General features: G+C 69.1%; 1 pseudogene. It reads left to right on the forward strand.

The window, feature by feature from the left end:
• Nucleotides 1–256 (forward strand): annotated as a pseudogene (locus AX735_RS17835) (conjugal transfer protein TrbE); the annotation flags it as partial.

Raw genomic sequence — 256 nt, forward strand, 5'->3', positions numbered from 1 at the left:
GAAGGCTCGACCCCGTTCCGGTTTTCCCTTCACCCCGATGGCAGCGATGTCGGCCACACGCTGATCGTCGGCCCGACCGGCGCGGGCAAGTCGGTGCTGCTCGCGCTAATGGCGATGCAGTTCCGCCGCTACGAGAACGCCCAGGTCTTCGCGTTCGACTTCGGTGGCTCGATCCGCGCCGCCACGCTGGCGGCGGGCGGAGACTGGCAGGATCTCGGGCTGTCCGACGACGGCGACGGCAGCGTCCAGCTACAGC

Source organism: Blastomonas sp. CCH1-A6 (genome assembly GCF_001556365.1).
Classification (GTDB): Bacteria; Pseudomonadota; Alphaproteobacteria; order Sphingomonadales; family Sphingomonadaceae; genus Blastomonas; species Blastomonas ursincola.